The following is a 26424-nucleotide window of genomic DNA, read 5'->3' as shown; positions in this document are numbered from 1 at the left end:
CGTCTGCGACTTAATCCCCTCCGTCCCCTTTTTGCTATTTCACCGAGCGGGCGATGGCGTACTGCGCGCTGTAGTAGGTGGACAGCACCAGCAGGCTGGCCAGCGGCAGGCCGCCGGCGAAGCGGTCCCAGGCCAGCAGCGAATCGCTGGCGACAAACAGCAGTGCACCGGCGGCCGCCCAGCGTGTACTGCTGGCTTCCACGGCAGCGGGCGGTGGCCGGCGCCACTGGCGTGCCAGCGCCAGTACCGCCATCGACGCCAGCACCACCACGTACGCCAGCACCGGAATGCGCATCGGTGCGGGCAGGTGCGGCCACAGGCCAAGTACATTGAGCACAGCGAACGCGCCGAGCAGGACGCTGGCGGCGAGTAGGCCACGTCCGGCACGCACGCCATCGCGGAAGGCCACGATGTAGCAGAGGTGCGCCAGCAGGAACGCGACCAGCCCCGGTACGAACGCATCCATCGGCAGCATCAGCGCGATGTCGCCCACGCACGACAGCAACATGCCGGCCAGCACCGCACGGCGGTAGAACGGCTGCGCCGGATCATGCACGCGCCAGGCGATGGCAGCGATCAGCAGCGTGGTCGTCGGCTTGGCCAGCCAATGCAGCCAGCGCCCATCACCGTGCAGGAACGCGCCAATGATGGCGAGCGTCGCCATCAGCAGGATCACGCCATCGCGGGCGCGCGGCGTCATCGTGCCTTCCACAGGTCCGCAAGGCGGTCAGGCTTGCCGGTGATACGCTCCAGCACCGGGTACTGCAGGCCACCGTGGTAGGCGATGTTCATCGTTTCGATGCGGTCGAACTGCTTCACCAGCAACACGATCGGCGCCTTGTCCTTCGCCGCCGCAGCTACCGCATCCTTCAAGCGCTGGCTGCTGTACTCGCGCCCGCCAACCGCGATCACCCTCATGCCCGGCGCCAGGCCGGCATTGAAGGCCGGGCTGTCCCAGATCACGTCGCCGACCACGCCGCTGTCGAGCACGGTCGCGCCCAGCGAATAGGCGAGCAGCGCCGCCTTGGCGCGTTTTTCCTGTGCCTTGTAGGCGTCGTTCGGAGTATCGCGGTAGACCAGCTTCCAGCCCGCCAGTTCCAGGCCACCGGTCAACGAACCATGGCCGTCCAGGCGCCCGCGCAGGAACGTCGCCCAGTCGTACGGCGTGATGCCGTTCAAGGTCGCAACCACGTCATCGAAGGTGTAAGGGTTGACGTCCCAGTCACCGTTGCCAACCCCGAAGAAGGCGCGCGCGAAGTCATCCAGGCTGCGGCGGTTACCACTCAGTTCGCGCAGCTTGCCCTCCACTTCCAGCCACAGCATCTGGCCGCCGGAGTAGTAGTCCTCGCTCATCTGGTAGTTGCGGTAAGGCAGCGTGCGGCGCTGCGCGATGGTCGGGTCGTTGGTGGTGTCCTGCAGCGGGCGCCAGGCCAGGCCGGGGCGACCACGATCATAGGTCGCGGCCACATTGGCCAGCATGTCGCGCGCCTGCGCGGCCGACCACAGCCCCGAGCGTGCCGCCAGCACCTGTCCCCAGAACTGGGTCTGGCCTTCGTACACCCACAGCAGGCTGTCGCCCATCGGCGTGTTGAAGTTGGCGGTGGCCAGATCGGCGCCGCGACGGTATTTGCCATTCCAGGAATGGGTGTACTCGTGCGGCAGCAGATCGCGCATCCACGCGTTGCTGTCCCACTCGGTGAAGTAGCCCGGGTCGGCACTGTTCTCGCTGGAACGATGATGCTCCAGGCCGATGCCACCGAGGCGGTCAGTCAATGCCAGCAGGAACTCATAGTGGTTGTAGTGCCGCGCGCCGTAAAGCTTGTCGGCCTGCTGCACCAGCGCGCGGTGCATCGTGATCTGCGCCTCGCTCGGCTTCAGCGACTTGGCGTCGTCGGCGAACACATTGAGGTGCACCGGCACCTTCGCGCCCGGATCGAGATCGATGCGCTGGTAGTGCTCGCCGGCGAACAACGGCGAATCGACCAGATGGTCATACGAGATCGGCTTGAACACCACAGTGTCACCGTCGCGGCGCGCAGTCTCCAATGCAGTGGCGAACGACCAGCCCTTGGGCAGGGTCACGCTGGCCTGCGCCTGCAGGTTGCGTGCATCCACCCCGGCCGGGTACAGCGAGTTGGCATTCCACTGCAGGTTGAGCATCTCCGGGGTCATCACGACCCGGCCCTGGCTGCCGCCCTGCGAGGACAGGAAATCGAAATGGGCGACGATCTCGCTGACACCCTCCGGCACATCCACCTTGAACGCATAGACGTTGTACTGGTCGCGCTGCCAGGCCAGCGGCTTGCCGTTGGCGGTCACGCGCAGGCCTGCCAATTTATCGATCGGGCCGGTGGGCGAATGGTTGCCGGGAATCCACTGCGGGTACAGCAGGGTCATCGGGCCGGGCTTGGCCGGCACCGTAGCGGTCACCTTGAAGATGCGCCTGGCCAGATCGCGCGCGTCCACATCGATGCGCAGCAGGCCCGGGGCGGCGGCGTCACCCGATGGCGGGGCCTGCGCCAGCGCAGGCGCGGCGGCCAGCGCGAACAGCAACGACATCGCCAGGGCTCGGGTCTTCATCGGGCAACTTCCAACAACGGAGAATCCTCCGATGCTAGGCCTGTGTGGTGGCCGGCCCCATGGCCAAAGGTCATGGGCGGTGCGCCCATCCGTGCATGCCAAAGGCGTGCGAACCAAGGTGCGCACCCACCTTGTGCTGGTTTGCATCCACCAGAGCGCTTTCAGTAGATCCACGCCATGCGTGGATGCGGCCTTTCCCGGTCAGTCGACCAGGCGCAGACGCAGTTCCTTCGGCAGCGCGAACACCATCGATTCCGGTTCGCCGTCCAGCTCGCCGACGCCGGTCGCGCCCAGCTCGGCCAGGCGCGCCAGCACGCCATCGACCAGCACCTGCGGTGCCGAGGCGCCGGCGGTCACGCCGATGTGCTGCTTGCCGGCCACCCACTGCGGGTCGATCTCGTGCGCGCCGTCGATCAGGTACGACTCCACGCCCTCACGACGGGCCAGCTCGCTCAAGCGGTTGGAGTTGGAGCTGTTCGGCGAGCCGACCACCAGCACCAGGTCACAGCGCTTGGCCAGGTCGCGCACGGCGTCCTGGCGGTTCTGCGTGGCGTAGCAGATGTCGTCGTTCTTCGGGCCCTGCATCGCCGGGAAGCGCTCGCGCAGTGCATCGATGATGCCGCGCGTGTCGTCCACCGACAGCGTGGTCTGGGTGGTGTAGGCGAAGTTTTCCGGCTGGTTGATATGCAGCGTGGCGACCTGCTCCACGTCCTCGACCAGGTAGATCTGGCCGGTACCGGCTTCGCGGTTCCACTGGCCCATGGTGCCTTCCACCTCCGGGTGACCGGCGTGGCCGATCAGCACCACGTCACGGCCGGCACGGCAGTGGCGGGCGACTTCGAAGTGGACCTTGGTCACCAGCGGGCAGGTGGCGTCGAACACCTTCAGGCCACGGCGCTCGGCTTCCTGGCGCACCGCCTGGGACACGCCATGGGCACTGAAGATCACCGTGTTGTTGTCCGGCACTTCGTCGAGTTCTTCGACGAAGATCGCGCCGCGCTGCTTCAGGTCGTCGACCACGAAGCGGTTGTGCACCACTTCATGGCGGACGTAGATGGGTGCACCCAGCGTTTCGATCGCGCGCTTGACGATCTCGATCGCACGATCGACACCGGCACAGAAACCACGCGGGTTGGCGAGCAGCACATCCATCAGTTCAATCTCCCGGCAGCGGCCGGCTTACGGTTTCGGGTTGGCATTATCCGCCTTTTTGGCGGACTTGCCGTCGAACAGGCCAAACAGGGCGATGCCGATGGCACCCGCCACGATGGCCGAGTCGGCGATGTTGAACGAGGGCCAGGTATAGCTGCCCACGTACCACTGGATGAAATCAACCACGTGACCGTGCACCTGGCGGTCGATCACGTTGCCGATGGCGCCGCCGATGATCAGTGCATACGGCACCGCGGCCTTCCAGTTGCCGCGGGCGGTGCCGCGCAGCCACCAGGCCATCAGGCCGCTGATGGCGATCGCCAGCACGGTGAAGAAGTGCTTCTGCCAGCCACCAGCGTCGCTCAGGAAACTGAACGCCGCACCGGTGTTGTAGGTGCGGTACCAGTTCCAGAAGCCGTCGATGACCACCACCGGCTGGAACTCCGGCAGGCTCGACAGCACCCAGGCCTTGGACCACTGGTCCAGGCCGATGATGGCGGCCGACAGCAGCAGCCAGACCAGGGCGTTCGGATGCGGACGGGGCGCGGCCATCAGAACCAGCTCCGCACTTCACCGGCACCGGTGATGTTGCTCACGCAGCGGCCACACAGTTCCGGATGGTCGGCGTTGCTGCCGACGTCGGCGCGGTGGTGCCAGCAGCGCACGCACTTCGCCTTGGTGGTCGGCTGGGCGCTGACGAACACCTCGTCGGTGGTCGCCGGGCGCACCTGCACGTCGCCACTGATGAACAGGAAACGCAGTTCATCGGCCAGCGGCTGCCAGCGCGCCGCCTGCTCTTCGTTGGCGGCAATGGTGATCTCCGCTTCCAGTGCGGCACCGATCGCACCGTTGGCACGCATCGGCTCGAGCACCTTGGCCACCTGCTCGCGTACGGCCAGCAGCTGGTCGAAGTCGGCGGCGTTGAGCTGGGCATCGGCCGGCAGCGGCGCCAGGCCGTCGTACCAGGTGGTGAACAGCACGTGCTCGGCGCGTTCGCCCGGCAGGTAACCCCACAGCTCGTCGGCGGTGAAGGTCAGGATCGGCGCCACCCAGCGGGTGAACGCTTCGGCGATGTGGTACATCGCGCTCTGTGCCGAACGGCGACCGTGCGAATCGGTCGGCATCGTGTACAGGCGGTCCTTGGTCACGTCCAGGTACAGCGAGCCCAGGTCCACGCTGCAGAAGTTCAGCAGCAGCTGCACGATCTCGGCCATGTTGTAGCCGTCGTAGGCTGCCTTGATCTTCTCCTGCAGCTCCCACGCACGGTGCACGATCCAGCGGTCCAGCGCGACCATCTGGTCGAGCGGTTGCAGGTGCTGGGCCGGATCGAAACCATCCAGGTTGCCGAGCAGGAAGCGTGCGGTGTTGCGCAGGCGGCGGTAGGCGTCGGCGTTGCGCTTCAGGATCTCCTGCGACAGCGACATCTCGTTGCTGTAGTCGGCCGAGGCGATCCACAGGCGCAGGATGTCCGCGCCCAGCTTGTTCATGATGTCCTGCGGCTCGATGCCGTTGCCCAGCGACTTGGACATCTTGCGGCCGTGCTCGTCCACAGTGAAGCCGTGGGTCAGGCACTGCTTGTACGGCGCGCGCTTGTCGATCGCCACGCCGGTCAGCAGCGAGGACTGGAACCAGCCGCGGTGCTGGTCGGAACCTTCCAGGTACAGGTCGGCCGGCTTGCCGAAGCCACGCGCGGCGAGCACGCCTTCATGGGTCACGCCCGAATCGAACCAGACGTCGAGGATGTCGGTGACCTTCTCGTAGTCGGCCGCTTCAGCACCCAGCAGTTCGGCGGCATCCAGCGAGTACCACACGTCGATGCCCTCGGCTTCGACGCGGTCGGCGACCTGCTGCATCAGCTCCACCGAGCGCGGATGGATCTCACCGGTCTGGCGATGGGTGAACAGTGCGATCGGCACGCCCCAGGTGCGCTGGCGCGAGATCGTCCAGTCCGGGCGACCGTCGACCATGCTCTGGATGCGCGCCTTGCCCCAGCTCGGGAACCAGCCGACGGTGTCGATGGCGGCCAGCGCATCGTTGCGCAGGTTGGCTTTGTCCATCGAGATGAACCACTGCGGGGTGGCGCGGAACACCACTGGCGTCTTGTGGCGCCAGCAGTGCGGGTAGCTGTGGCGGATCGGGTGGAATGCCAGCAGCGAACCGTTGTCGCGCAGTACGCCGACGATGGCCTCCTGCGCCTTCCACAGGTGCTGGCCGGCCAGCACCACGTCACCGGCCGGCGGGGTCGATTCCAGGTATACGCCGCGGCCGTCGATCGGGGTCACCTGCCCGGCGTTGTACTTGTCCAGCAGGCCGTACTTCTGGCTGACCACGAAGTCTTCCTGGCCGTGGCCGGGGGCGGTGTGCACCGCACCGGTACCGTCCTCATCGGACACATGGTCGCCGTTGAGCACCAGGATCTCGCGTTCCGGGTAGAACGGATGCGCCAGCAGCTGGTTTTCCAGCGCCGCGCCGGTGGTTTCACCGTGCAGCACCACCTCGTCCACGCCATAGCGCTGCAGCGCGCGCTCGGCCAGGGCCGCGGCCAGCACCAGCCAACGGCGCTTGCCGTTGTGGGCCGGGCCTTCGGCCAGCACGTAGTTGATCTCCGCACCCAGCGACACCGCCAGCGAGGCCGGCAGCGTCCACGGGGTGGTGGTCCAGATCGGCACCGCCACCTCGACGTCAGCCGGCACGCTCACGCCGAACGCCTGGCCGATGGCCTGCGCGTCACGCGCGGCGTAGGCCACGTCGATCGCCGGCGATTCCTTTTCGTGGTACTCGATCTCCGCCTCGGCCAGCGCCGATCCGCAGTCGAAGCACCAGTACACCGGCTTGGCGCCGCGCACCAGGTGACCGTTGGCCACGATCTTGGCCAGCGCACGGATCTCGTTGGCTTCGAAGTCGAAGCTCAGGGTCTTGTACGGGTTGTCCCAGTCGCCGGTCACGCCCAGGCGCTTGAAGTCCACGCGCTGGATGTTGATCTGCTCTTCGGCGAACTCGCGGCACTTCTGGCGGAACTCGACGGCGTCGAGCTTCACGCCCACCTTGCCCCACTTCTTTTCCACTGCGATCTCGATCGGCAGGCCATGGCAATCCCAGCCCGGCACGTAGGGCGCATCGAAGCCGGCCAGGTAGCGCGACTTGACGATGATGTCCTTCAGGATCTTGTTGACCGCGTGGCCCAGGTGGATGCGGCCGTTGGCGTACGGCGGGCCGTCGTGCAGCACGAACAGCGGGCGGCCGGCGGCGTTGTCGCGCAGCTGCTGGTAGAGCCCCTGCTCTTCCCACCGCGCCAGAATGCCCGGCTCGCGCTTGGGCAGATCGCCGCGCATCGGGAATTCGGTGGCTGGCAGGTTCAGGGTGGTCTTGTAGTCCTGGCTCACGCAGTGGCTCGCAATCTATGTTCGGAAAGGATGGCGCGCGCCTGTTCGGCGTCGCGGTGCATCTGGTCGGTCAGGGCCGCCAGATCATTGAATTTCTCTTCGTCGCGCAGCTTGGCGACGAACTCCACCTCGATGTGGCGCCCGTACAGGTCGCCCTGGAAATCGAACAGATGGGCTTCCAGCAGTGGCTCCACGCCCTCCACGGTCGGCCGGGTGCCGAAACTGGACACCGAAGGCCACGGCTGGTCGAACACGCCGTGCACCCAGGTTGCATAGATGCCCGACAGCGCCGGAGTCTTCGGGAACCGCAGGTTGGCGGTGGGGAAGCCCAGCGTACGGCCGAGCTGGCGCCCGCGCACCACCCGCCCGCTGATCGCGTAGGGACGGCCGAGCAGGTCGCCGGCACGGGTGAAATCACCGTCCTGCAACAGCTGGCGGATACGGGTGCTGGAAATGCGCTCGCCATGCAGGTCGACCGCTTCGATCTCGCCGGCGCTGAAGCCCAGCTCGGCGCCCATCTCCTGCAGCAGGGCCAGGTCGCCGCGGCGGCGGTTGCCGAAGCAGAACTCCGGCCCGATCCACACTTCGCGGGCGCCCAGCCGGTGCACCAGCAACTGGCGCACGAAGGTCTCGGCCGGCATCGCCGCCATCGCCGCATCGAAACGCAGCAGGCCGATCGCATCGACGCCCAGCTCGCGCAGGATCTCGACCTTGCTGCGCGCCAGGGTCAGCCGCGGCGGCGGCGTGCCCTGGGCGAAGAATTCACGCGGCAACGGCTCGAACGCCACGGCCACTGCGGCCACGCCCAAGGCGCGCGCGCGGGCAACCGCGTGGCGGACCAGCGCACGATGGCCCAGGTGGAGGCCGTCGAATGCACCGATACAGACCACGCTTCCGTTGGGGAACAGCTCCCCGCCCTCGACGCTTCTGAACAGCCTGCTCATCAACTCTCGTTCCGGCCCGACCGGGGCCGCCGCTTCAATGGTGTAACCCTGAAGTATAGCCGCCACGGGCCGCGATCAATGCCCGCGCAGGTCGCGCGGGCGGAAGCCCATCGCCAGCATGGCCACCGCGTAGGTCGCACCGCCACCACCGACCAGCAGCATCAGGCCACCGATACGGTGCCATTTGTCCATGTCGGTGAAGTCGGGAACCCAGTGCAGCAGGGCCAGCAGCACGCCGACCATGGCCACGCAGGCCACCCCCAGCCGCGCCAGATAGCCGCCCCAGCCCGGCCGGCGTTGGTAGACGTCGGTCTTGCCCAGCCAGTACCAGAGCAGGCCCAGGTTCAGGTAACTGGACAGCGCACTGGCGATGCCCAGCGCCAGATGCAGGCCCGGCTGCTTGCCGATGGCTGCCATCACGCCCTGTGCCTTCAGCACGTCCGGCACCATCACCTGGTACAGCACGGCCAGCAGGGCGAAGTTGAACACCATGTTCGCCACCAGTGCCGCCACACCGGCGCGCACCGGGGTCTTGGTGTCCTGGCGGGCGTAGAAGGCCGGCAGCACCACCTTCAGCAGGGCGAATGCCGGCAGGCCGAAACTCAGGCCGTACACCGACAGCGCGGTCATGCGGGTATCGAAGGCGGTGAACTGGCGGTACTGGAACAAAGTGGCGATCAGCGGCTCGGCCAGCAGCACCAGGCCCAGCATGGCCGGCACCGAGATCAGCAGGGTCATCCGCAGGCCCCAGTCCAGCGAGCGCGAGAAGCCCTCGCGGTCGGTGCTGACATGGTGGCGGGCCAGCGCCGGCAGGATCACCGTGCCCAGGGCCACGCCGAACACACCCAGCGGCAGCTCCAGGAAGCGGTCGGCCAGCGACAGCCACGACTGCGAGCCGTCGGTCAGCTTGGCGGCGATGAGGGTATCCAGCAGCAGATTGATCTGCGCCACCGACGAACCGAACAGGGTCGGCACCATCAGCGTCAGCACCTTGCGCACGCCCGGATGGCTCCAGCCCCAGCGCGGCAGGGTCAGCAGGTTGATGCCCTTCAACGAGGGCAGCTGGAACAGCAGCTGCAGGAGGCCGGCGGCCAGCACCGCCCAGCCCAGCGCCAGGATCTGCTTTTCCGGGGTGCCGCCCAGCCGCGGTGCCAGCCACAGTGCACCGGCGATCATGCACAGGTTGAGGATGACCGGGGTCAGCGCCGGCATGGCAAAGCGCTGGAAGCTGTTGAGCGCACCGCCGGCCAGTGCGGTCAACGAGACGAACAGCAGGAACGGGAAGGTCAGGCGGAACAGGTCGACCAGCAGGGTCTGCTTGACCGGGTCGGTATCAGCACCACTTGAGAATGCGACCGCCAGCTGCGGCGCGAAGATCAGCGCCAGCGCGGTGACCAGCATCAGCACCCCACCCAGGGTGCCGGCGGTCCGGGCCATCAGTTCGCGCAGTTCGGCGTGGCTGCGGGTCTCCTTCACCTCGGTGAACACCGGCACGAAGGCGGTGGAGAAGGACCCCTCCGCGAACAACCGGCGCAGGAAATTGGGTATCCTGAAGGCAACCCAGAACGCATCGGTAACCGCATTGGTGCCGAACGTGGTAGTGATCACCTGATCCCGGACAAGTCCGAGCACCCGCGAGACCATGGTCATGCTGCTGAACGACAGCAGGCCCCGCAACATCTTCGGTGAACTCACTCAGCGTCCCTCTTGACAATCGACTTGACGTGCATTTCTCGGGCCATCATACTAGCTAGCTTGCTGTTCCCATAACACCGATTTTTTCAGGAAACCACCACCGTGGCCAATATCAAGTCCGCCAAGAAGCGCGCCAAGCAGACCGTCGTGCGCAACGCGCGCAACGTGGCTCAGCGCTCGATGCTGCGCACCGCTGTCAAGAAAGTGATCAAGGCGCTGGACGCCAACGATGCCGCCGGCGCCGAAGCCGCCTTCGCCGTTGCCCAGCCGATCCTGGATCGCTTCAGCGCGCGTGGCCTGATCCACAAGAACAAGGCTGCTCGCCACAAGAGCCGCCTGAACGACCGCATCAAGGCCCTCAAGGCCGCCTGATCCGGCGTTGCCGCCCTGCCCTTCGGGGTTGGGCTGCAGACAAAAGCCCGGCCCCGGCCGGGTTTTTTGTTGCCTGCGATCCGGCAGTGCCGGCCGCTGGCCGGCAACCCCGAGGAATGCCGGCCAGCGGCCGGCACTACCGGAAAATGAAAAACCCGGCCGAAGCCGGGTTTTTCGCATGGAACCACAACAGCATTACTGCGCGTTGCGGGCTTCCAGCTCATCTTCCTTCTGGCGATCGAAGAAGGCCATGATCCGGCTCATGATCGGGAAGGTACCTTCGCGGCCCAGCGCGGAGACCAGGAACCACGGCTCCTTCCAACCCAGCTCGGCGACGATCTGCTCGGCTGCCGCCTGCGCCTCGTCCTCGAACATCAGGTCGGCCTTGTTCAGCACCAGCCAGCGCGGCTTGTTCAGCAGCTCCGGATCGTGCTTCTCCAGCTCGCGCTCGATCGCACGCACCTGCTCCACCGGCGAAATGCCTTCCACGCCACCTTCCATCGGCGAGATGTCCACCAGGTGCAGCAGCAGGCGGGTGCGCTGCAGGTGGCGCAGGAACTGCGCACCGAGGCCGGCGCCATCCGCCGCGCCTTCGATCAGGCCCGGAATGTCGGCGATCACGAAGCTGCGGTAGTTCTCCACCTTCACCACACCCAGGTTCGGGTACAGCGTGGTGAACGGGTAATCAGCCACCTTCGGCGTCGCCGCCGAAACGGCGCGGATCAGGGTGCTCTTGCCGGCGTTGGGGAAACCCAGCAGGCCGACGTCGGCCAGCAGCTTCAGCTCCAGCTTCAGCGTGCGCTCTTCGCCCGGCTCGCCCGGCAGCGCCTGGCGCGGCGAGCGGTTGGTCGAGCTCTTGAAGTGCATGTTGCCCAGGCCGCCGCGGCCACCCTGGGCCACCAGCAGACGGTCATTGTGCTGGGTCAGGTCGCCGATGACTTCATCGGTGGCGACATTGATGACCACGGTGCCGACCGGCACGGTGATGGTCAGGTCTTCGCCGCCCTTGCCATAGGCCTGGCGGCCCATGCCGTTCTCGCCGCGCTGCGCCTTGAAGATGCGGTCATGGCGGAAGTCGACCAGGGTGTTCAGGTTTTCGTCGGCGCGGATGTACACGCTGCCGCCCGCACCGCCGTCGCCGCCGTCCGGGCCGCCGAGCGGAATGAACTTCTCGCGACGGAAGCCAATGCAGCCGTTGCCGCCGTTGCCGGCGAACACTTCGATTTCTGCTTCGTCTACCAGTTTCATTGTTTCGATGCCTGCGATGGGCGCGGCCTGCCGGCCGCCGCCTTGAATGTTATGCCTGCCGATGGCCGGCAGCCCGGCCTGGCCGGTCTTGCTTCCACTCTAACGAAAAGCCCCGCCGAAGCGGGGCTCTTCATGCAGCACTCCCATGCCGGGGCACGGGTGCCGGCGATGCCTGGATCAGGCGTCGGCCGAGACGATGCTGACGGTGCGACGCTTCTTGGCGCCCTTGACCGAGAACTCCACCTTGCCGTCCACGAGGGCGAACAGGGTGTGGTCACGGCCCAGGCCAACGCCCGAACCCGGGTGGAACTGGGTGCCGCGCTGACGCACGATGATGTTGCCGGCTTCGATGGCCTGGCCGCCGAAGATCTTGACGCCCAGGTACTTCGGGTTGGAGTCGCGACCGTTGCGCGAGGAGCCTACGCCCTTTTTATGTGCCATGACTGCTTCTCCTGATGCTTAGCCGGCGATGCCGGTGATCTCGATTTCGGTGTAGTACTGACGGTGACCCTGACGCTTCATGTGGTGCTTGCGGCGACGGAACTTGATGATCCGGACCTTGTCAGCACGACCCTGGGACAGGACCTTGGCGGTGACGGCAGCGCCCTTCAGCGCATCGCCCAGCTTCACGCCGTCGCTGTCACCCAGCATCAGGATGTTGTCAAACTTGATCTCGCTGCCGACTTCGACTTCGAGCTTTTCAATGCGGAGCTTTTCGCCCTGCGCCACGCGGTATTGCTTACCGCCGGTGACCAGTACTGCGTACATGACCAGGCCTTCCTCTGTAGTTATTGTGGTCTGAGCTGCCGCCATCGAGGGCGGACAGGAGCGGAATTGTACGCAGATCAGCGGGCGCGGGTCAAGTCAACCCCTGAACGCCGCGGGGGACGGCACCGGAACGGGGTCAGATCCCTTTCCACCCCGTGAAAAGGGATCTGACCCCTGCCTGACGGCCTGTCTCACAAGGTGAGACACCGGGCTGGCATTGTCGCCCATTGCCCCCATCTGGTCACCTCGGTAGGCTGACCGATTGCCGTTCCCTGCTGGCCCGGCACCCAGCCAACGCCCCCACAACCGGATCCCCCATGGCGATGGATTTCATCCGCATCCGCGGCGCGCGGACGCACAATCTCAAGAACATCGACCTCGACCTGCCCCGCGACAAACTGATCGTGATCACCGGCCTGTCCGGTTCGGGCAAGTCCTCGCTGGCGTTCGACACCATCTATGCAGAAGGCCAGCGCCGCTACGTCGAGTCGCTGTCGGCCTATGCGCGCCAGTTCCTGAGCGTGATGGAAAAGCCGGACCTGGACCACATCGAGGGCCTGTCCCCGGCGATCTCGATCGAGCAGAAGTCGACCTCGCACAACCCGCGTTCGACGGTCGGCACCATCACCGAGATCTACGACTACCTGCGCCTGCTGTACGCCCGCGTCGGCACCCCGCGCTGCCCGGACCACGGCTACCCGCTGGAAGCGCAGACGGTCAGCCAGATGGTCGACCAGGTGCTGACCCTGGACCCGGAACAGCGCTACATGCTGCTGGCCCCGGTCATCCGCGACCGCAAGGGCGAGCACGCGCAGGTGTTCGACCAGCTGCGCGCGCAGGGCTTCGTGCGCGTGCGCGTGGACGGCGAGCTGCATGAAATCGACGCGGTGCCGCCGCTGGCGCTGCGCCAGAAGCACACCATCGAGGCGGTGATCGACCGCTTCCGCCCGCGCGAGGACATCAAGCAGCGCCTGGCCGAGAGCTTCGAGACCGCGCTGAAACTGGGCGACGGCATGGCCTCGGTGCAGAGCCTGGACAACACCGATGCCGCGCCGACCCTGTTCTCCTCCAAGTACTCCTGCCCGGTCTGCGATTACTCGCTGCCGGAGCTGGAACCGCGCCTGTTCTCGTTCAACGCACCGATGGGCGCCTGCCCCGGCTGCGATGGCCTGGGCATCGCCGAATTCTTCGATCCTTCGCGCGTGGTGGTGCATCCCGAGCTGTCGCTGGCCGCCGGTGCGGTGCGCGGCTGGGACCGCCGCAATGCCTACTACTTCCAGCTGATCGCCTCGCTGGCCAAGCACTACAAGTTCGACGTCGACGCGACGTGGAACTCGCTGCCGCAGAACGTGCAGCAGGCCGTGCTGTATGGCAGTGGCGAGGAGGCGATCACCTTCACCTACTTCACCGAAGCCGGTGGCCGCACCCAGCGCAAGCACCGCTTCGAAGGCATCATTCCCAATCTCGAGCGCCGCTACAAGGAAACCGAATCGCCGGCGGTGCGCGAAGAGCTGTCCAAGTACATCAGCGAACAGCCGTGCCCGGAATGCCATGGCGCGCGCCTGAACAAGGCGGCACGCAATGTGTTCGTGGCCGACCGCCCGCTGCCGGACCTGGTGGTGCTGCCGATCGACGAGGCGCTGAAGTTCTTCAGCGAGCTGAGCTTGCCCGGCTGGCGTGGCGAGATCGCCTCGAAGATCGTCAAGGAAATCGGTGAACGCCTCGGCTTCCTGGTCGATGTGGGCCTGGATTACCTGACCCTGGAGCGCAAGGCCGACACCCTGTCCGGTGGCGAGGCACAGCGCATCCGCCTGGCCAGCCAGATCGGCGCCGGCCTGGTCGGCGTGATGTACGTGCTCGACGAACCATCGATCGGCCTGCACCAGCGCGACAACGAGCGCCTGCTCGGCACCCTCACCCGCCTGCGCGACCTCGGCAACACGGTGATCGTGGTCGAGCATGACGAGGATGCGATCCGCCTGGCCGACTACGTGCTGGACATCGGCCCGGGCGCGGGCGTGCATGGTGGCGAAATCGTCGGCCAGGGCACCCTGCAGGACCTCCTGGATTCACCGCGCTCGCTGACCGGCCAGTACCTGTCGGGCAAGCGCGCGATCGAGATCCCGGCGCGCCGGCACAAGCCGAACCCGAAGATGACCCTGCACCTGCGCGGAGCGACCGGCAACAACCTGAAGGGCGTGGACCTGGCGATTCCGTCGGGCCTGCTGACCTGCGTGACCGGTGTTTCCGGCTCCGGCAAGTCGACCCTGATCAACGACACCCTGTTCTCGCTGGCTGCCAACGAGATCAATGGTTCCTCGCACCCGATCGCCCCGTACAAGGAGATCGATGGCCTGGACCTGTTCGACAAGGTGGTGGACATCGACCAGTCGCCGATCGGCCGCACCCCGCGTTCGAACCCGGCCACCTATACCGGCCTGTTCACCCCCCTGCGCGAACTGTTCGCACAGGTGCCCGAAGCGCGTGCACGCGGCTACTCGCCGGGCCGCTTCAGCTTCAACGTGCGTGGTGGCCGCTGCGAAGCCTGCCAGGGCGATGGCCTGATCAAGGTCGAGATGCACTTCCTGCCGGACGTGTATGTGCCGTGCGACGTCTGCCATGGCAAGCGCTACAACCGCGAGACGCTGGAGATCCTGTACAAGGGCTTCAACATCAACGACGTGCTGGAAATGACCGTCGAGGATGCACTGAAGCTGTTCGAGCCGGTGCCGTCGATCGCACGCAAGCTGGAAACACTGGTCGACGTCGGCCTGAGCTACATCAAGCTGGGCCAGAGCGCGACCACGCTGTCCGGTGGCGAAGCGCAGCGCGTGAAGCTGTCCAAGGAACTGTCGCGCCGCGATACCGGCCGCACCCTGTACATCCTCGACGAGCCGACCACCGGCCTGCACTTCCACGACATCGAAGCGTTACTGGGCGTGCTGCACAAGCTGCGCGACGAAGGCAACACGGTGGTGGTGATCGAGCACAACCTGGACGTGATCAAGACCGCCGACTGGATCGTCGACCTGGGCCCGGAAGGCGGCCATCGTGGTGGCACCGTCCTGGTCACCGGCACGCCGGAAGACGTGGCGGCCTGCCCGCAGTCGTACACCGGCCAGTTCCTGGCCCGCATGCTGCCCTCCACCAGCGCGCGCCCCGAGCAGCCGGCCGCGGTGGCCAACAAGCCCGATGCCCGCCCGCCGCGCAAGGTGAAGCCTGAGAAGCCGGCCAAGGTGGCGAAGAAGGCCGTGGCCGCCAAGAGCACCGGCAAGGCCAGCAAGAGCACGACGAAGAAGAAGGACGCCTGATGAGCAGCGAACACAAGATCCTGGCCCGCATCCCGATCAGCGTGCGCTGGCGTGACATGGACAGCATGGGCCACGTCAACAACGCCAAGTACATCTCTTACCTGGAAGAAGCGCGCGTGCGCTGGATGCTGGGCGTGGACGGCGTGTCGATGACCGACCGCATCGCCCCGGTGGTGGCCGCGACCAACGTCAACTATCGGCTGCCGATCGTGTGGCCCAACGACATCCTGGTCGAGCTGTTCGTCGAGCGCCTGGGCAACAGCAGCGTGACCATCGGCCACCGCATCGTCGACCAGCAGGACGAGTCGAAGCTGTACTCGGATGGCAACGTAGTGGTGGTGTGGATGGATACGCAGACCGGCAAGAGCGCACCGCTGCCGGACGCGATCCGCAACGCCTCTACCTGACGCGCTCTGGTAGGTGCCGACCTTGGTCGGCACGCTTCGGCGGCAATGAGGTTGCCGGCCAGCGGCCGGCACTACCGATCCAATTCAAAGGACTGACATGATCCACCAGACTGAACTGAGCGACCTGCTGCCAGGCATGGTCCCCTTCCCCACCGACGTCTTCCCCGCAGACCAGGCCTGGCTCGGCCAGCACCTGCTGCCGCTGCTGAAGATCGACCTTGGGGTGCTGCGCCCGGAACTGGCCGGCCAGGTGGCGACGATGCTGTGCCCGATCGAGCCGTATGACGGCTGCATCGGCGAGACAACCGAAGAACACCACAACGACTTCACCGGCACCAACTGGATCGCCTTCGAACTGACCGCCGGCAACGAGATGCGTTTCCTCGGCAACGAGGGCTATTTCATCGGCGACGCGGCGCAGGACAAGGACGCGCAGGAGCACATCGCGCAGATGCGCGAGAGCTACGCCAAGGCCCGCGATTACCATGCCGCACACGGTCGCCTCGCCTGCTACTCGCGCTATGGCAAGGGTGAGGCCAGCGAGCGCGATTACCTGGATACGCTGGGGGGACCGATTGGTTTCGGCAACTGGACCGAGACCGCGGAGATCCCCGCCGCCTTCGAGCTGGGCTTCACCGACGCTGCCGATGACCCCAACGCTGCGGACGATGCCGAAACGGTGATCATCACCCGCAATGGCAGCAAGTTCTTCGCCGTGGCCGACGTTGCCGGATACAACTGGTGCGCCACCGGCGCCGATGCGATCGTGATGCTGTACGAGCCGGAAAGCCGCACGGTGCTGTTCTCGTACGACTGGACCTAAGCCCCTTTGGTAGTGCCGGCCGCTGGCCGGCATTTCCTGTGTTGCCGGCCAGCGGCCGGCACTACCCGACCGTCATTTCGCAGCCTTGCGCACGGTCAACGTCGTACTCGCTTCGCCACCGCCTTCCAGCTGCAGCCGCAGTGGCAGCGCCTGCCCTTCCTTCAATGCGCCCTTGCCCTGCATCAGCATCAGGTGCAGGCCACCGGGCTTGAGCTCGGCGCGCGCACCCGGTGCCAGTGGCATGCGCTCGATCGCCCGCATGCGGCTGACCCCGTCGACGATCGTGGTCTCGTGCAGCGACACATCCCCGAAGCCACTGCTGGCCGCGCCGGTGATCACCACCGCCTTGCTGCAGCCGTTGTGGATCACGCCGTAGCCGGCGGTCATCGGCATCGCCGGATTCGGTGGCAACCGCGCCCAGCCCTGCTCCACCGTGACGCAGCCCGATTCCGCAGCCGAGGCCGATGCTGCGGCCGCACACAGAACCAACAATACGCCAACGAATGGTTTGGTTATCATCGCCCAGGTTCCTTCTTCGCAACGAGACCGCAGCATGACGACGCTCATCGAGGTGATCAACCATGGCCCCATCCGCGAACTGCGCCTGGCGCGGCCGCCGGTCAACGCACTGGACACCGAACTGTGCCGACAGTTGATCCATGCCATCGAGCTGGCCATGGCCGAAGACGCGCACGGCATCGTGCTGTCGGGCAGCGAGCGCATCTTCACCGGTGGCATGGACGTGCCGCACCTGCTCTCGCATGGCGATGACAAGCACAAGCTGTTGGACACCTGGAACGCCTTCTTTGGCGCCGTGCGCACACTGGCCGAGAGCCGGATCCCGGTGGTCGCGGCGATCACCGGCCACGCCCCGGCCGGCGGTTGCGTACTGGCCCTGTGCTGCGACTACCGGGTGATGGCGCGCAGCGCCGATCCGTCGCGGCCGTATGCCATCGGTCTGAACGAAGTGCAGGTCGGCCTGATCGCACCGGAGGGCATCCAGCGCCTGCTGCGCCGTGCGGTGGGCGTGCACCGCGCCGGCGTCCTGCTGACCACCGGTTCGCTGGTGCCGGCCGAACAGGCGGTGCAGATCGGCCTGGTCGATGAACTGGCCGAGGGTGACCTGGTGGTCGCGCGTGCCGTGGCCTGGCTGCAGAACCTGCTCAAGCAGCCGCGGCAGCCGATGCTGCTGACCCGCGCCATCGCTCGTGCCGACCTGCATGTGGCGCTGCAGCCGGACCTGATCCAGCTCGACCGCTTCGTCGAAGCCTGGTTTGCCCCGGACGCCCAGAATGCGCTGCAGGCGCTGGTGGCCCGGCTGGGCAAGTAAACGGTAGTGCCGGCCGCTGGCCGGCAGCCGCAGGCACCCCAGGAGGATCATGAGGTTGCCGGCCAGCGGCCGGCACTACCAATGATGGACTGGGCTGCAACGGTATAATCGGGGCCTCTTCATTGCTGTGGCCGCCCCCTTGAACGACACGCCCGAACCCGTCGTCTCCGAGCTGATCGACCTGCTCACCCTGGAGCGGCTGGAGGACAACCTGTTCCGCGGGCAGAGCCGCGACATCGGCACCAAGTACGTGTTCGGCGGGCAGGTGCTGGGCCAGGCGCTGGCTGCGGCACAGGCCACGGTCGACAACGGCCGCCACGTGCACTCGCTGCACGCCTACTTCCTGCGCGCCGGCAACATCGACCACCCGATCGTCTACGACGTGGACCGCACCCGCGATGGCGGCAGCTTCTCGGTGCGCCGGGTCACCGCGATCCAGCACGGCAAGGTGATCTTCTTCTGCGCGGCCTCGTTCCAGCAGGCCGAGACCGGCGCCGAGCACCAGCACAAGATGCCTGAAGTGCCGCAGCCGGAAGACATCGAACCGAACCGTCCGCTGCCGGCCGAAGTGCTGGAGCGGCTGCCGATCAAGGTGCAGCGCTGGCTGTCGCGCGGTGGTCCGTTCGAGTTCCGCCACGTCTACCCGCGCGACGAACTGAACCCGCCCAAGCGCCCGCCCTACCACCAGGTGTGGCTGCGCCTGAGCGAGCCGGTCGGCGATGCGCCCGAGCTGCACCAGGCGCTGCTGGCCTATGCCTCCGACTTCCACCTGCTGGGCACGGCAACGTTCCCGCATGGCATCAGCTACTACCACCCGCACGTGCAGATGGCCTCGCTCGACCACGCGATCTGGTTCCACCGCCCGTTCCGCGCCGACGACTGGCTGCTGTACTCGCTGGACAGTCCCAGCGCGCAGGATTCGCGCGGCCTGGCCCGCGGCCAGTTCTTCACCCGCAATGGCGTGCTGGTGGCCAGCACTGCGCAGGAAGGCCTGATCCGCGTGGTTCCCGACCAGGCAGCGGCGGCAGCCGTGCCGGCCAAGGATTGATCCGATGCGCCAGATTTTCAGCAGCCAGCGCGTGGAAACCGTCGAAGGCGTGGCCGAGCTCCTGCGCGGGCATGGCATCGACGTCAAGGTGACCAATGGGCGCTCGTACAAGACCCGCCGCCGCGGTCAGTTCAGCTATACCGACCTGGGCAACGCCAACGCCTACCCGGCGGTGTGGATCGTGCGCGCTGACGACCAGCCGCGCGCACGCGAGATCCTGCGTGAGGCACGCCTGCTCGACACCACCCGCCGCGACCACCCGACGGCCGAATTCGCCTTCCGCGACACGCAGGAAACCACGGGCGGCGGCCGCGGCTGGGCCTGGCGCATCCGCATCGCGTTGCTGGTGGTGATCGCCGGCGTGGCGCTGGTGATCGGCCTGCGCCATCGCGGCGCTCCGGCTCCGGCCGTACCGGCCCCTGCCCCGCAGGCACAGCCGCAGCAGGCGCAACCGGCCCCGCAGGCAGCGCCGGAAGAGGAAGAAGTCCGGGTCCGCATCCAGCCCTCGAAATGACACACGGGTAGTGCCGGCCGCTGGCCGGCAGTCTCCAAAAGGGGACGGAGGGGATTAAGTCGTTTGTGGCACAAACGACTTAATCCCCTCCGTCCCCTTTTTTCTGGTCACATCGGGAACTCAGCTCCGTCTTGGGACACAATCCCAGCAGGAGAGCCGCCGCCATGACGACGTTCGCCGCATCGATCGACCAGACCCTGGAACGCGAACTGCCTGCCGCTGCCAGCGGTTGCCAGCACGCCTATGGCCGCATCGTGCTGGCCTGCCAGAACACGGTTACCGCCATCGCCCTGGCCATCACCCGCGACCGCCAGGCCAGCGAGGACATCGCCCAGGAAGCCTTCGTGAAGGGCTGGCAGCAGCTGCACCAGCTGCGCAGCGCGACCAGCTTCCTGCCGTGGCTGCGGCAGATCACCCGCAACCTGGCCCGTGACTGGCTGCGTGCGCAACGTGGCCGGCCGCTGACCGGCGAGGCGGCCGAGGTCGCGATGGGCATGGCCGCCGACCCGAGCCCAGGGGCGGCCGATCGCCTGCAGCGGGTGGAAGAGGAGATTGCCGCCGAGGACATCATCTCCACCCTGCCCGCCGACAGCCGCGAAGTCCTGTTGCTGTACTACCGCGAAGGACAGCGCTCGCAACAGGTCGCCGACCTGCTCGGGCTCAGCGATGCGGCCGTGCGCAAGCGCCTGTCGCGTGCACGTGCCCTGGTGCGCGAAGGCCTGCTGCAGCGCTTCGGCGAATTCGCGCGCAGCAGCGCGCCGAGCGCCGCATTCGCCACCGCTGTGGTGTCGATGGTGCTGGTGGCCGCGCCCGGAACCGCAAGTGCCGCGATCCTGCTCGGCACCGGCGTCGGCCTCGGCGGCAGCAAGCTCGGCCTCGGCGGCGCCAGCGTTGCCGGTGGCACCGCGATGGGCTCGTTGACCGCCACCCTGGGCCAGCTGCATGTGCTGCCGGCTGAAAGCTGGGGGGCGGTGATCGGCGGTGTGGTCGGTGGCGCGATCGGCAGCTATCTCGGCGGGCGCTTCCTGATGTCGTACACCGAGACCGAAGGTGAGCGCAGCCAGGTCCGTCGCTTCCTCTACCTCAACATCATCACCGGCATGGTCTGGTGCCTGGCGATCCTGCTGGCGGTGATGCTGCGGGCGCCGGTCTGGGGGCAGCTGCTGGCGCTGGCGGTCGGCCTGGTCGTGGTCAACTACCAATGCCTGGTGACGCTGCAACGGGTGATGGCACCGATGATCGTGCGCGACTCGGCGCGTCGCGGACGCAGCGGGACCAACTGGAAGTACGAGTCCATGTACGGCCGCACCGGCATCATCGCCATGAACCTGATGGTCATCGCGCTGGTGCTGTACTCACTGCTACGCGGCGGCGGCCTGTAACGGACAACGCCGGCAGTGCGCCGGCGTTGTCATCAATCATTGTGTTGAACCTCAGTGCTGCGGCTTCGGTGCGCCGCCGTCGCGCGGACCGCCATGGCGCGGGCCACCGTGCATCGGGCCCTTGGCGGCGTCGAACTCGGCCTTGCTCAGCTGGCCATCCTTGTTGGTGTCGGCGGCAGCGAACCAGGCGTCACGACGCTGCTTCATGCGCAGCTCGCGGTCGGCCTTGTCCAGGTAGCCATCCTTGTTCAGATCAAGCTGGTCGAAGCGCGCGGCCAGGCGCGGATCGGCCTTGGCTTCCTCGCGGCTGATGCGGCCGTCCTTGTTGACATCCAGCTTTGCCCAGCGCTCACCGCCGTGGCCACGGCGGCCATGCTGCCAGCGCGGCAGTTCATCGCGCGAGAGCTTGCCGTCCTTGTTCTTGTCCAGCTCGTCGAACTTCGCGGCCAGGCGCGGATTGGCAGCCGCCTCGCTGCGGTCGATCACGCCGTCGCCATTGGTGTCCAGCTTGGCCGGGCGCTGCGCCGGCGTGGCCGGGGTATCGGCCGCCAGCGCGATACCGGAAGCGGAGGTGCCGAGCAGCAGGGCCAGCAGCAGGGGGGTACGGATCATGAGGTCACTCCTGGGGATGGGAACAGCGTCGGGGTGATCAGTTCACCCTCGGGGGACAACAACGCCCGGGCGCGACATCGGTTGACGCCGCCGCCAGTTCCATTCATCCGGCGGACAGTCGCCGCCACTGCGACAGGCTGGGGCTATGCTGTGCCCATGGCGATGCATGGCGACAGAGACGACGAACTGCGACTTTTCCAGACCGGCGAGCACCCCTGCGGGTACTGGTCGGACCGGGTGGCGCGCGATCTGGTGTTGGACCCGCACGATCGGCGCCTTGGCGGCCTGTACCCGCTGGCATTGAGCTGGGGCTTCCGCCGCAGCGGCGACCTGGTCTACCGGCCGCATTGCGCGCACTGCCAGGCCTGCGTGGCGGTGCGCATTCCGGTGGCGCGCTTCGCCCCGGACCGCAGCCAGCGCCGCTGTGCCGCCCGCAATGACGACCTGGAGGTGCGGATCACTGCCGCCACCGCCCGCGACGACCTGTTCGCGCTGTACCACCGCTACCTCACCCACCGCCACGCCAATGGCGGCATGGACGATCACGGCCCGCACGAGTTCGAGCAGTTCCTGATCGGCAGCTGGTCGCACACCCGCTTCATGGAAATGCGCCTGCCCGGCCACGACGGCCAGCCCAGCCAGCTGCTGGGGGTGGCGGTGACCGACGTCACCGAGCACGGCCTGTCGGCGGTCTACACCTTCTTCGACCCGGACCACGCCGCTCGCGGGCTGGGCACCTTCGCGATCCTGCAGCAGATCGAGTGGGCGCGCCGCGAGGGCCTGCCGCACGTGTACCTGGGCTACTGGATCCGCGGCCACCAGAAGATGGACTACAAGCGTCGCTTCCATCCGCTGGAAGCCTACGATGGCCGCCGCTGGCACGATTTCGACAAGGATCTGGACGGGCGCTGACAAACCGCTGACACCGGGCCGGGTGCACAATACGGTCCATGAACATGACCCGCCGCCATCCCCTGATCCTCGCCCTGGCCCTGCTCTGCGGCGCCACCGCCCCTGCCTTCGCCAAATCCCCTGCGATGACCGAAAAGCCGTCCGCTGCGCTGCGCTTGGCCACCTACAACACCTCACTGTACTCCGACGATGCTGGTGGCCTGATCAAGGAACTGGAAGGCGACAGCGAGCACGCGCGCAAGATCGCCGCGGTGCTGCAGCAGGTGCGCCCGGACCTGGTGCTGCTGAACGAATTCGACTTCGACGACGCCCATCGCGCCGCCGACCTGTTCCAGAAGCGCTACCTGGAAGTCGCCCAGCCCGGCGGCGGCAAGCCGCTGCACTTCGCCTACCGCTACCTGGCGCCGGTCAATACCGGCGTGCCCAGCGGCCTGGACCTGGACAACAACGGCGTGGTCGGCGGCGAAGGCCGCAGCCGCGGCAATGATGCATGGGGCTACGGCCTGCACCCGGGCCAGTACGGCATGCTGGTGCTGTCGCGCTACCCGATCGATGAAGCCAAGGTACGCAGCTTCCAGCTGCTGAAGTGGAGTGCGATGCCCGGTGCCATCCGCCCGGTCGACCCGCGCACCGGCAAGAGCTTCTACAACGACCACGTGTGGTCGCAGCTGCGGCTGTCGTCGAAGTCGCATTGGGACGTGCCGGTGAAGACCCCGGCCGGTGTGGTGCACGCGCTGGTCTCGCACCCGACCCCGCCGGTGTTCGACGGCCCGGAGAAGCGCAACGCGGCGCGCAACCACGACGAACTGCGCCTGTGGCAGGAATACCTGTCCAAGGGTGACAAGCCGTGGCTGTGCGACGACAAGGGCCAGTGCGGCGGCCTGGCGCAGGACGCGCGCTTCGTGATCCTCGGCGACCTCAACAACGACCCGGTCGATGGCGATGGCCGCCATGAGGCGATCGTCGAGCTGATCGAGAACGCCCGCGTGCTGCGCTACCCCACCCCGCGCAGCGTCGGCGGCGAGCAGACCAGCCTGGCCTATGCGGCCAAGGGCATCGAGCGCAAGGGCGCACCGTTCCACGCCACCGGCGATTTCGGCCCGAAGTCCGGCACCATGCGCCTGGACTACGTGCTGCCCTCGACCGGTTTCGAATACGTGGGCAGCGGCATCTTCTGGCCGGCCAATGAAAGCCCGGAAGCGAAGATCGCCGACGGCAGCGACCACCACCTGGTGTGGGTGGACGTGAAGCCGTAACCCCACACAAAAAGGGGACGGAGGGGATTAAGTCGTTTGTGGAAAAACGACTTAATCCCCTCCGTCCCCTTTTTGCTTTACGGGCGCAGTTCGACGCCGATGGCGTCGGCTGCATCACGCGCGATGGCGCGTGCTTCGTCGATGGTTTCCGCGCGCGCGAGGGTCACGCCGACGCGGCGGTGGCCATGCACGCTCGGCTTGCCGAACAGGCGCACGGCGGTGTCCGGCACCTGCAGGGCGGCGGCGACGTTGTTGAAGTACGGCACGCCCTCACCGTGTGCCAGCAGCGCACACGAGGCAGACGGCCCGCTCTGGCGGATCACCGGAATCGGCAGGCCGAGGATGGCGCGCGCGTGCAGCGCGAACTCGCTCAGTTCCTGCGAAACCAGGGTCACCAGGCCGGTATCGTGCGGGCGCGGCGACACTTCGCTGAACCACACCTCGTCGCCCTTCACGAACAGCTCGACACCGAACAGGCCCCAGCCGCCGAGGTCGTCGGTGATCGCGCGCGAAATCTCTTCGGCACGCGCCAGTGCCGCGCCCGACATCGGCTGCGGCTGCCAGCTTTCACGGTAGTCGCCATCCTTCTGCAGATGCCCGATCGGCGCACAGAACGAGGTGCCGCCGGCATGGCGCACGGTCAGCAGGGTGATCTCGTAATCGAAATCGATGAAGCCCTCGACGATGCAGCGACCGGCACCGGCGCGGCCACCGGTCTGTGCGTAGTCCCAGGCCGGGGCGATATCCGCTTCGCTGCGCAGCGTGCTCTGGCCCTTGCCCGAGGACGACATCACCGGCTTGACCACGCACGGCAGCCCGATGGCAGCCACGGCAGCGCGGTATTCGGCCTCGGTATCGACGAAGCGGTAGGGCGAGGTCGGCAGGCCCAGGGTTTCGGCGGCGAGGCGGCGGATGCCTTCGCGATCCATGGTCAGGCGTGCGGCGCGCGCGGTCGGGATCACCCGCAGGCCCTGCTCCTGTTCCAGCTGGACCAGGGTTTCGGTGTGGATGGCCTCGATCTCCGGCACCACCAGATGCGGCTGCTCCTGGGCAATCAGCGCGCGCAGGGCCATCGCATCGAGCATGTCGATCACGTGCGAGCGGTGCGCAACCTGCATGGCCGGCGCATCGGCATAACGGTCAGCGGCGATCACTTCCACGCCCAGCCGCTGCAGCTCGATGGCCACCTCCTTGCCAAGTTCGCCCGAGCCCAGCAGCAGCACGCGGGTGGCGGTGGGGGACAACGGAGTTCCGAGCTTGGCCATGGCGGTTCCAGCAGCTATCTGAAGGCGGGTGGGCATTCTAGCTGGCCGGGCACCCCGGCCATGGCATCCGACGAACGGTAGTGGACAAGTGATATCACTTTGATATCTTTTCTCCGAACCCTCAAGGACGTACCGCCATGAAAGAGAAGTCACTGTCTTCCCTCAACGGCCTCGGCACGCTGGCCGGCGCCCTGCTCGTCGGCCTCGCCGGCGCCGCCCTGTTCGTGGTGGGCGTGGCAGCCAAGGCCAGCACCGGCTCGCCCAACCTGCTGCTGATGCTGCTGGGCGCACTGCTGGTGGCGCTGGGCGTGTTCATCCTGGCCGGCCTGTACACCATCCAGCCCAACCAGGCGGCGGTACTGAGCCTGTTCGGCAAGTACGTGGGTACCGTGAAGGACAACGGCCTGCGCTGGAACAACCCCTTCTTCGCCAAGCGCCGGGTCAGCCAGCGCGTGCGCAACTTCGAGAGCGGCAAGCTGAAGGTCAACGAGCTGGACGGCAGCCCGATCGAAATCGCCGCAGTGATCGTCTGGCAGGTGGTCGATGCCTCCGAGGCCGTCTACAACGTGGACGACTATGAGAGCTTCGTGCACATCCAGTCCGAATCGGCGCTGCGCGCGATGGCCACCAGCTATCCCTACGATCAGCACGAGGACGGCCAGCTGGCCCTGCGCAGCCATGCCAGCGAGATCTCCCAGCACCTGAAGAACGAACTGGCCGAGCGCCTGGCCGATGCCGGCGTGCAGGTGATCGACGCGCGCATCAGCCATCTCGCCTACGCCGCCGAAATCGCCCAGGCGATGCTGCAGCGGCAGCAGGCCAACGCGGTGATCGCCGCACGCACGCGCATCGTGGCCGGTGCGGTGGGCATGGTCGAAATGGCCCTGGCCGAACTGCAGAAGAACGGCGTGGTGCAGCTGGACGAGGAACGCAAGGCACACATGGTCAGCAACCTGCTGACCGTGCTGTGCTCGGACCGCGGTACCCAGCCGATCGTCAACGCCGGTTCGCTGTACTGAACCACCCTCGCAACGGGGCGCCCCACCGCCCCGCCAGGAGCTTGCATGAGTGAGAAGAAAGCCTACCCGCTGCGCATCAATGCCGACGTCCTGGCCGCCGCGCAACGCTGGGCTGACGACGAGCTGCGCAGCCTCAACGCACAGATCGAATACGTGCTGCGCGACGCCCTGCGCAAGGCAGGACGCCTGCCGAAACCCACGCCATCTTCGGAGGACAAGGAATGAGCAAGCGCTGGAGCTACCAGACGATCGAGGTCAAGACGTCCATGATGGGCCTGCTCAAGGCCGAGGACATCCAGAGCGAACTGAGCCGCCAGGGCCAACTGGGCTGGGAGCTGGTCAACATCATCATCCCCGCACCGATGCGCCCGGCGATGCTGGTGTTCAAGAAGGAGGCCTGAGC

Annotated in this window: 26 protein-coding genes; 13 read left to right on the top strand and 13 right to left on the bottom strand. The window is 66.8% G+C overall.

All coding sequences use genetic code 11. The features are described 5' to 3' along the window. Nucleotides 1-34: 34 nt before the first annotated feature. The 7 genes from EGM71_RS05830 to murJ all read right to left on the bottom strand — a co-directional run bounded on the left by EGM71_RS05830 (nt 35) and on the right by murJ (nt 9739). Complete coding sequence (locus tag EGM71_RS05830) at nt 35-700, bottom strand: lysoplasmalogenase (protein ID WP_188488388.1); 666 nt, start codon at nt 698-700, stop codon at nt 35-37. Next, nucleotides 697-2580, bottom strand: a complete 1884-nt coding sequence (locus EGM71_RS05825) for a M61 family metallopeptidase (RefSeq protein ID WP_188488386.1) — start codon at nt 2578-2580, stop codon at nt 697-699. Before EGM71_RS05825 ends, EGM71_RS05830 begins: the two co-directional genes overlap by 4 nt. A 201-nt stretch (nt 2581-2781) precedes the next feature. Further along, a complete protein-coding gene (gene ispH / locus EGM71_RS05820) occupies nt 2782-3732 on the bottom strand; it encodes a 4-hydroxy-3-methylbut-2-enyl diphosphate reductase (protein WP_188488384.1) in 951 nt (316 codons plus the stop codon). A gap of 27 nt (nt 3733-3759) precedes the next feature. Then, nucleotides 3760-4284, bottom strand: coding sequence for a signal peptidase II (gene lspA, locus EGM71_RS05815; protein ID WP_188488382.1), 525 nt, complete (start codon nt 4282-4284; stop codon nt 3760-3762). Continuing rightward, the gene (ileS, locus tag EGM71_RS05810; protein ID WP_188488380.1) at nt 4284-7115 is read right to left on the bottom strand and encodes an isoleucine--tRNA ligase; all 2832 of its coding nucleotides are present in this window, start codon (nt 7113-7115) and stop codon (nt 4284-4286) included. Before ileS ends, lspA begins: the two co-directional genes overlap by 1 nt. Then, nucleotides 7112-8059, bottom strand: a complete 948-nt coding sequence (locus EGM71_RS05805; RefSeq protein ID WP_188488378.1) for a bifunctional riboflavin kinase/FAD synthetase — start codon at nt 8057-8059, stop codon at nt 7112-7114. Before EGM71_RS05805 ends, ileS begins: the two co-directional genes overlap by 4 nt. A gap of 75 nt (nt 8060-8134) precedes the next feature. After that, a complete protein-coding gene (gene murJ / locus EGM71_RS05800; protein WP_188489755.1) occupies nt 8135-9739 on the bottom strand; it encodes a murein biosynthesis integral membrane protein MurJ in 1605 nt (534 codons plus the stop codon). A 117-nt stretch (nt 9740-9856) separates the two neighbouring features. Between murJ and rpsT the strand changes: the two genes are divergently transcribed. Continuing rightward, nucleotides 9857-10126, top strand: coding sequence for a 30S ribosomal protein S20 (gene rpsT / locus EGM71_RS05795; RefSeq protein ID WP_005408560.1), 270 nt, complete (start codon nt 9857-9859; stop codon nt 10124-10126). Between the two features lie 195 nt (nt 10127-10321). On the opposite strand, the gene cgtA is transcribed toward rpsT, so the two are convergent. The 3 genes from cgtA to rplU all read right to left on the bottom strand — a co-directional run bounded on the left by cgtA (nt 10322) and on the right by rplU (nt 12142). Then, nucleotides 10322-11374 (bottom strand): Obg family GTPase CgtA, encoded by a 1053-nt coding sequence (gene cgtA / locus EGM71_RS05790; RefSeq protein WP_075675046.1) that lies wholly within the window; start codon nt 11372-11374, stop codon nt 10322-10324. 177 nt (nt 11375-11551) lie between these two features. Then, entirely contained in the window at nt 11552-11815 is a 264-nt protein-coding gene (rpmA, locus tag EGM71_RS05785) for a 50S ribosomal protein L27 (RefSeq protein WP_005415704.1), read from the bottom strand. Between the two features lie 18 nt (nt 11816-11833). After that, nucleotides 11834-12142, bottom strand: coding sequence for a 50S ribosomal protein L21 (gene rplU, locus EGM71_RS05780; RefSeq protein ID WP_005408557.1), 309 nt, complete (start codon nt 12140-12142; stop codon nt 11834-11836). Between the two features lie 317 nt (nt 12143-12459). Between rplU and uvrA the strand changes: the two genes are divergently transcribed. The 3 genes from uvrA to EGM71_RS05765 all read left to right on the top strand — a co-directional run bounded on the left by uvrA (nt 12460) and on the right by EGM71_RS05765 (nt 16683). Beyond that, complete coding sequence (gene uvrA, locus EGM71_RS05775) at nt 12460-15453, top strand: excinuclease ABC subunit UvrA (RefSeq protein WP_188488375.1); 2994 nt, start codon at nt 12460-12462, stop codon at nt 15451-15453. After that, nucleotides 15453-15860: an acyl-CoA thioesterase gene (locus EGM71_RS05770; protein ID WP_100439276.1), complete on the top strand. Its 408-nt coding sequence runs from the start codon at nt 15453-15455 to the stop codon at nt 15858-15860. The genes uvrA and EGM71_RS05770 overlap by 1 nt, the downstream gene beginning before the upstream one ends. Before the next feature lie 97 nt (nt 15861-15957). Then, nucleotides 15958-16683 carry an enolase gene (locus EGM71_RS05765; protein ID WP_188488373.1) on the top strand — a complete coding sequence of 242 codons (726 nt, stop codon included), beginning with the start codon at nt 15958-15960 and terminating at the stop codon, nt 16681-16683. 72 nt (nt 16684-16755) lie between these two features. On the opposite strand, the gene EGM71_RS05760 is transcribed toward EGM71_RS05765, so the two are convergent. Further along, complete coding sequence (locus EGM71_RS05760; RefSeq protein ID WP_188488371.1) at nt 16756-17202, bottom strand: copper chaperone PCu(A)C; 447 nt, start codon at nt 17200-17202, stop codon at nt 16756-16758. A 34-nt stretch (nt 17203-17236) separates the two neighbouring features. Here EGM71_RS05760 and EGM71_RS05755 point away from each other — a divergent pair, with 34 nt between their 5' ends. The 4 genes from EGM71_RS05755 (at nt 17237) to EGM71_RS05740 (ending at nt 20957) form a co-directional block, all read left to right on the top strand. Beyond that, on the top strand, nt 17237-18013 hold the full coding sequence (locus EGM71_RS05755) for an enoyl-CoA hydratase/isomerase family protein (RefSeq protein WP_087921878.1): 777 nt from the start codon (nt 17237-17239) through the stop codon (nt 18011-18013). A 127-nt stretch (nt 18014-18140) separates the two neighbouring features. After that, nucleotides 18141-19061, top strand: a complete 921-nt coding sequence (tesB, locus tag EGM71_RS05750; RefSeq protein WP_004148214.1) for an acyl-CoA thioesterase II — start codon at nt 18141-18143, stop codon at nt 19059-19061. A 4-nt stretch (nt 19062-19065) separates the two neighbouring features. After that, the gene (locus tag EGM71_RS05745) at nt 19066-19575 is read left to right on the top strand and encodes a pathogenicity-like protein (RefSeq protein ID WP_188488369.1); all 510 of its coding nucleotides are present in this window, start codon (nt 19066-19068) and stop codon (nt 19573-19575) included. 164 nt (nt 19576-19739) lie between these two features. Then, nucleotides 19740-20957, top strand: a complete 1218-nt coding sequence (locus EGM71_RS05740) for an RNA polymerase sigma factor (protein WP_188488367.1) — start codon at nt 19740-19742, stop codon at nt 20955-20957. A gap of 51 nt (nt 20958-21008) precedes the next feature. Here EGM71_RS05740 and EGM71_RS05735 read toward each other — a convergent pair whose 3' ends face one another. Continuing rightward, nucleotides 21009-21569, bottom strand: a complete 561-nt coding sequence (locus tag EGM71_RS05735; RefSeq protein ID WP_188488365.1) for an EF-hand domain-containing protein — start codon at nt 21567-21569, stop codon at nt 21009-21011. A 156-nt stretch (nt 21570-21725) separates the two neighbouring features. Between EGM71_RS05735 and EGM71_RS05730 the strand changes: the two genes are divergently transcribed. Further along, complete coding sequence (locus EGM71_RS05730) at nt 21726-22481, top strand: arginyltransferase (RefSeq protein WP_188488363.1); 756 nt, start codon at nt 21726-21728, stop codon at nt 22479-22481. Nucleotides 22482-22519: 38 nt separating this feature from the next. Next, nucleotides 22520-23737: an endonuclease/exonuclease/phosphatase family protein gene (locus EGM71_RS05725; protein ID WP_188488361.1), complete on the top strand. Its 1218-nt coding sequence runs from the start codon at nt 22520-22522 to the stop codon at nt 23735-23737. Nucleotides 23738-23814: 77 nt separating this feature from the next. On the opposite strand, the gene purT is transcribed toward EGM71_RS05725, so the two are convergent. Continuing rightward, the gene (gene purT / locus EGM71_RS05720) at nt 23815-25002 is read right to left on the bottom strand and encodes a formate-dependent phosphoribosylglycinamide formyltransferase (protein ID WP_188488359.1); all 1188 of its coding nucleotides are present in this window, start codon (nt 25000-25002) and stop codon (nt 23815-23817) included. Nucleotides 25003-25139: 137 nt separating this feature from the next. Between purT and EGM71_RS05715 the strand changes: the two genes are divergently transcribed. From EGM71_RS05715 to EGM71_RS05705, 3 genes are read left to right on the top strand one after another with little or no spacing between them, the layout of a single operon-like run. Beyond that, a complete protein-coding gene (locus tag EGM71_RS05715) occupies nt 25140-26021 on the top strand; it encodes an SPFH domain-containing protein (RefSeq protein WP_135966099.1) in 882 nt (293 codons plus the stop codon). 45 nt (nt 26022-26066) lie between these two features. After that, nucleotides 26067-26246 (top strand): hypothetical protein, encoded by a 180-nt coding sequence (locus EGM71_RS05710; protein WP_005415691.1) that lies wholly within the window; start codon nt 26067-26069, stop codon nt 26244-26246. Then, nucleotides 26243-26422 (top strand): DUF4177 domain-containing protein, encoded by a 180-nt coding sequence (locus EGM71_RS05705; protein WP_005415690.1) that lies wholly within the window; start codon nt 26243-26245, stop codon nt 26420-26422. Before EGM71_RS05710 ends, EGM71_RS05705 begins: the two co-directional genes overlap by 4 nt. Nucleotides 26423-26424 lie beyond the last annotated feature (2 nt).

The sequence above is a fragment of the Stenotrophomonas maltophilia genome, from assembly GCF_006970445.1.
Lineage (GTDB): Bacteria > Pseudomonadota > Gammaproteobacteria > Xanthomonadales > Xanthomonadaceae > Stenotrophomonas > Stenotrophomonas maltophilia_AU.
This window is presented reverse-complemented; position numbering and strand designations above follow the sequence as displayed.

Excerpts from the sequence above, each read along its gene's own strand:
- EGM71_RS05830 (WP_188488388.1), bottom strand. The coding sequence starts at position 700 with ATGACGCCGCGCGCCCGCGATGGCGTGATCCTGCTGATGGCGACGCTC.
- EGM71_RS05825 (WP_188488386.1), bottom strand. The coding sequence starts at position 2,580 with ATGAAGACCCGAGCCCTGGCGATGTCGTTGCTGTTCGCGCTGGCCGCC.
- ispH (WP_188488384.1), bottom strand. The coding sequence starts at position 3,732 with ATGGATGTGCTGCTCGCCAACCCGCGTGGTTTCTGTGCCGGTGTCGAT.
- lspA (WP_188488382.1), bottom strand. The coding sequence starts at position 4,284 with ATGGCCGCGCCCCGTCCGCATCCGAACGCCCTGGTCTGGCTGCTGCTG.
- EGM71_RS05805 (WP_188488378.1), bottom strand. The coding sequence starts at position 8,059 with ATGAGCAGGCTGTTCAGAAGCGTCGAGGGCGGGGAGCTGTTCCCCAAC.
- murJ (WP_188489755.1), bottom strand. The coding sequence starts at position 9,739 with ATGTTGCGGGGCCTGCTGTCGTTCAGCAGCATGACCATGGTCTCGCGG.
- cgtA (WP_075675046.1), bottom strand. The coding sequence starts at position 11,374 with ATGAAACTGGTAGACGAAGCAGAAATCGAAGTGTTCGCCGGCAACGGC.
- rpmA (WP_005415704.1), bottom strand. The coding sequence starts at position 11,815 with ATGGCACATAAAAAGGGCGTAGGCTCCTCGCGCAACGGTCGCGACTCC.
- rplU (WP_005408557.1), bottom strand. The coding sequence starts at position 12,142 with ATGTACGCAGTACTGGTCACCGGCGGTAAGCAATACCGCGTGGCGCAG.
- uvrA (WP_188488375.1), top strand. The coding sequence starts at position 12,460 with ATGGCGATGGATTTCATCCGCATCCGCGGCGCGCGGACGCACAATCTC.
- EGM71_RS05770 (WP_100439276.1), top strand. The coding sequence starts at position 15,453 with ATGAGCAGCGAACACAAGATCCTGGCCCGCATCCCGATCAGCGTGCGC.
- EGM71_RS05765 (WP_188488373.1), top strand. The coding sequence starts at position 15,958 with ATGATCCACCAGACTGAACTGAGCGACCTGCTGCCAGGCATGGTCCCC.
- EGM71_RS05760 (WP_188488371.1), bottom strand. The coding sequence starts at position 17,202 with ATGATAACCAAACCATTCGTTGGCGTATTGTTGGTTCTGTGTGCGGCC.
- EGM71_RS05755 (WP_087921878.1), top strand. The coding sequence starts at position 17,237 with ATGACGACGCTCATCGAGGTGATCAACCATGGCCCCATCCGCGAACTG.
- EGM71_RS05745 (WP_188488369.1), top strand. The coding sequence starts at position 19,066 with ATGCGCCAGATTTTCAGCAGCCAGCGCGTGGAAACCGTCGAAGGCGTG.
- EGM71_RS05740 (WP_188488367.1), top strand. The coding sequence starts at position 19,740 with ATGACGACGTTCGCCGCATCGATCGACCAGACCCTGGAACGCGAACTG.
- EGM71_RS05735 (WP_188488365.1), bottom strand. The coding sequence starts at position 21,569 with ATGATCCGTACCCCCCTGCTGCTGGCCCTGCTGCTCGGCACCTCCGCT.
- EGM71_RS05730 (WP_188488363.1), top strand. The coding sequence starts at position 21,726 with ATGGCGATGCATGGCGACAGAGACGACGAACTGCGACTTTTCCAGACC.
- EGM71_RS05725 (WP_188488361.1), top strand. The coding sequence starts at position 22,520 with ATGAACATGACCCGCCGCCATCCCCTGATCCTCGCCCTGGCCCTGCTC.
- purT (WP_188488359.1), bottom strand. The coding sequence starts at position 25,002 with ATGGCCAAGCTCGGAACTCCGTTGTCCCCCACCGCCACCCGCGTGCTG.
- EGM71_RS05715 (WP_135966099.1), top strand. The coding sequence starts at position 25,140 with ATGAAAGAGAAGTCACTGTCTTCCCTCAACGGCCTCGGCACGCTGGCC.
- EGM71_RS05710 (WP_005415691.1), top strand. The coding sequence starts at position 26,067 with ATGAGTGAGAAGAAAGCCTACCCGCTGCGCATCAATGCCGACGTCCTG.
- EGM71_RS05705 (WP_005415690.1), top strand. The coding sequence starts at position 26,243 with ATGAGCAAGCGCTGGAGCTACCAGACGATCGAGGTCAAGACGTCCATG.